This is a genomic window from Alkalitalea saponilacus (assembly GCF_900168165.1).
Taxonomy (GTDB): domain Bacteria; phylum Bacteroidota; class Bacteroidia; order Bacteroidales; family Marinilabiliaceae; genus Natronoflexus; species Natronoflexus saponilacus.
This window is the reverse complement of record NZ_FUYV01000055.1, coordinates 1-3739: the sequence shown is the minus strand read 5'-3', so window position 1 is coordinate 3739 and position 3739 is coordinate 1. Positions and strand designations below refer to the sequence as shown.

Sequence of the window (3739 nt, the reverse complement as noted above, 5' to 3'; positions counted from 1 at the left end):
ATTGACGGAACAATAGGATTAATCAGTGTTTCAAAGAACAAGTTAATCAATCAATTAAAGACCTTTGCAGGTCGCACTACCACCAACGGTCACATATATGAAATGTTGGGGATTGCGGGCTTCGTCACTGTCTGCCGTTACAAAAGTTTATGCGGGGCAGAAAGGTTCATATAAACACCAAACCCCCAATATTTTATATATGATGTTGTGTTTTCGTGCTTTATTTTTTCGCAGACCATCCGTGCGTTTGGGCAGCCATACTCTTTGACAAGTTTTGGCTGTGCGTTTGCCTTTTTGTGTGACTTGGCAATGTGTATGGGTGCGGACGGTAGGCTTTCATTTATTCTGCATTTTCAGTTAAAAAGTATCTTTCTAAAGTATTCAAAGTATAAACAGACTTAATAAAAATTTCTTTTGCTACTTCAATGTAATTGTCATCTTTAATCCCAAAGAACTGAATCGCAGCTTTGCAGTCTTTATTCGAATTGCTAAAAGTATGAGATAACAATCCTGAACGTAAATCCCACAATTTTCTTAAAAACGTTATCATATCTGGAACGTCCATATTATGAACCTTAAGAAATTTCTCAAGCTTCGTAATACCTCTATCACCATTTTCGAGAGTTATGTACTTTTTTAAATCCGCTTCATTTAATCTGTCAATCGTAAGTTTAACTAGCGAGAGCATTTGTTCGCTAAATGCTTTCACATTATTAGATGTTGGTAAATGCAAGGATTTAAAAATATATTTGTCCTCCTCAGATAAAGGTTTATATAATTTCCAGCCAAATTTTTTCTCCCAGCTTTTATTAAATTGCTCATATTTATGCTTAAAAAATAAGTCAGGAGTTTCTGGATTTTCTGCCCAATTACCTTCAATCATGGTCTTATAATATGTTGCGCTGATATTCATCTGGTCTTGAGGGGAAATATTGTATTGTTTCCAATGTAACTGTTCTTTATATGGTAAACTACTCAGTTCAATAAGGAAGACTGGAACATATTCTTCTACATTATTATCAATCTTTAATGAAAAATAATGAGAACGAACACCAAAACCATCAACCTCATATTTATTCGGTTCATTATAATACTTGCTCAGAACATCCTTTCGGAAAAAGGTCGTTTTAAAGTATTTATCATTTGTTTTTGAGCAATCTTCATATATTTCGTCTCCATTATCATCAAAACCAGTTATGAATGTTGCATATTCTTTCTTTCCAGAATCAAAATGGTATGTTTTTTCTTTATTAGGCTCTATAAATACTTTTCCTATTATCCAACTCTGAATATCAGGAAAAGTACTGCGAATAAGATGATTATATATCCAATTTTTCCCTTTAATCGTTTTATCAAAATGCTTAATGTTCCATGATTCAGGAATCTTAGGAATAAGACGCATAAAATCATAACAAACTACAAAGCTCATATCACGCATAGTAATATACTCTTTGATGTATTTTAACCTAACTTTAATTGATTTGGGTTCTACAATGATTACTTCATCAAGATTTCCCATTTCGTCAATGAAATAATATTTTCTGTTTTGTTTGTCAACTAGTTTTTCGTATAAGTTGAAGTATAAAACAAATTCTTCTGAAATATCAAAATAAGAATCATAATTCTCTAAAAGAGGGAATGTCCTATAAAACAGAAAAGGTTCAAAACCTTCATGGTCATTAGATATATAAGTATTGTCGCCATATACACAAGGCTTGCCCTCATACCCCATTGTAAATGCCCAATTATATTTATCTTCTGATTTTTGTCGGTGGCTATTTTCTATTAAATAACAATATAATCCAGATTGGTCTTTTATGTTTTTAGAACCACTTTCATATGCCTTAACCCAACCTTTATCAATGAAGTTTGATTCAATTAATCTAATTCTATCCTCCAACAGAAAAGTCTTTTTATCAATTTGCGACATATCTAAATATTAGGCTTATATTATTAATGTACCTTCTTATTGTGCGTTGGCAAAAATTTGGCTCTTTTGCAAGCTGAAGTATCTGCTTGTGTGTTGGAGCTTGCAAATGTGCCAAATGTGCGTTGGCATTTGTTGCACGGTCTTTTTTAGCATGAAACACAACGTTGGGCAATATGGCAAGAGGCGGAATGCGGGGCTCGTCATTGTCCACCGTTACAAACCTTTATGCGGGCTACAATGCTTCAAATGCAAGAATGCCAGCCTTTTGCTATATTGCGTGTTGCCACCAGTAATTTATTTTGTTCCTTTATTCGTCAATTTTTTGAACTTCCATATATAATTTCCACTGCTTCCGCCTGCCATAATTATTGCCACTCCACCTGTATTATAAGTGTTTTCGAATACTAATTGCTCACATGATAAACATATTCTATCTTGTTCGTTTCTAAACCACCAAAGTATTGGTAAAATCGGTACAATGTAAAAAGTCCTGCGAGTATAAAAACATTGGTCATCTTTAAACTTTCCCCTAATTTGTTTTTCACGGATTGTATCATTTTTATTTATTAGGTAAGCTTTTAATCGTTTATCATTTTCTATTTCCAAAAAAACGAATAGGTCTTCTTCCGTTATATTATTATATTTTGGTTCTATTAGTTCCCACAGCTTTTTCTCTCTCCTTGCGTCTGTGCGATTACAATCATTTGAATAAATCCCTGCGATTTCGTATGATTTATTAATTGGTTCTGGAAGAGCTCTAAAAGGGGCGCAGCTCTGAATTGATATTGCAAGAGCAAGTATTAAAGTATTCCATTTCCCTAAATAAAGTTTATTCATTTTAATTTTTCTATTAGGTCATAGTTGTTTAATTATTAGCAGCTATCTCCAGTTATTTTTTTAATTAACTCAATTTCCGTATTCTATGTGGTTTGAAAATTCTTGGTAATTCTAATTCTACAGGTAAATACCTCAGAGTTGTATCTCTAATTGAAGTCAGATTCGTAAAAACAAAATTTCTCAGATTTTTAACTTCTGGTGGAGCTTCCCTTAAACCATCCATGCGACATAAGTCCGGTGAGTCAAACATTATGTGGGCTCTACACGCCAAAGGTCTGACAGGATAGATACTACATTTATTTTCAATTAGAAAAGGACATGCAATTCTATCTTTGTCAATTAATTCTCTAAATTCCCGATTGACCACCTCCATTAAGCCAGTATCGTCATAATTATCATTAAAGTACTCAGCCCAGTTAGCAATATTAAGTCTTACTTTGGCATAGTTCTCCTTTGACATTTTTGACCTTATGAATTCTGAAATTAGTAGTTCCTCAATATTTACAATTTCAATTGGTTGTATACAGCAATAAGCACAGCCTATTTTACAACAACTAGGAAACATTTTTAATGCACTATCAATTGCAGATTGATTATCAAGCACATGTTTTGTTACTTTTTTGATATGTTCTTTCATAAATAATTAATCAAGTTGTATAACTTTCAGTTGCGATAAACGACTTGGAATTATTCCTTGCTGTAGTTCAATTTCAATTTTCGCATCTCTAATTCTTTCAGATTCAGAATGAAATGGATTTGAAGAAGAAAATAAGATTTCTCCTTTTATTTTTCCATCAATAATAAATGTTGCTTTAAAATTTTTCATAACCTTGGAATTTTTTATGGTGTAGAAATCTGTTTTCACATAATTGGTGGCAACGTCCATGTTTATGAGCCGTGCGTCTCAGAATTTTCTTCCATCGGTTCGAAAATTTCCCGCATGGCTTATAAACACTGTTAGGGGGCTTTCCA

General features: G+C 32.9%; 4 protein-coding genes. All 4 read right to left on the bottom strand.

The window, feature by feature from the left end; genetic code table 11:
- Positions 1-340 precede the first annotated feature (340 nt).
- On the bottom strand, positions 341-1930 hold the full coding sequence (locus B5X70_RS17480) for a hypothetical protein (RefSeq protein ID WP_198314181.1): 1590 nt from the start codon (positions 1928-1930) through the stop codon (positions 341-343).
- A gap of 294 nt (positions 1931-2224) precedes the next feature.
- Positions 2225-2767, bottom strand: a complete 543-nt coding sequence (locus B5X70_RS17475; protein ID WP_079559189.1) for a hypothetical protein — start codon at positions 2765-2767, stop codon at positions 2225-2227.
- A gap of 64 nt (positions 2768-2831) precedes the next feature.
- Positions 2832-3404: a YkgJ family cysteine cluster protein gene (locus tag B5X70_RS17470; RefSeq protein ID WP_079559188.1), complete on the bottom strand. Its 573-nt coding sequence runs from the start codon at positions 3402-3404 to the stop codon at positions 2832-2834.
- A 6-nt stretch (positions 3405-3410) separates the two neighbouring features.
- The gene (locus B5X70_RS17465) at positions 3411-3593 is read right to left on the bottom strand and encodes a hypothetical protein (protein WP_143255109.1); all 183 of its coding nucleotides are present in this window, start codon (positions 3591-3593) and stop codon (positions 3411-3413) included.
- Positions 3594-3739 lie beyond the last annotated feature (146 nt).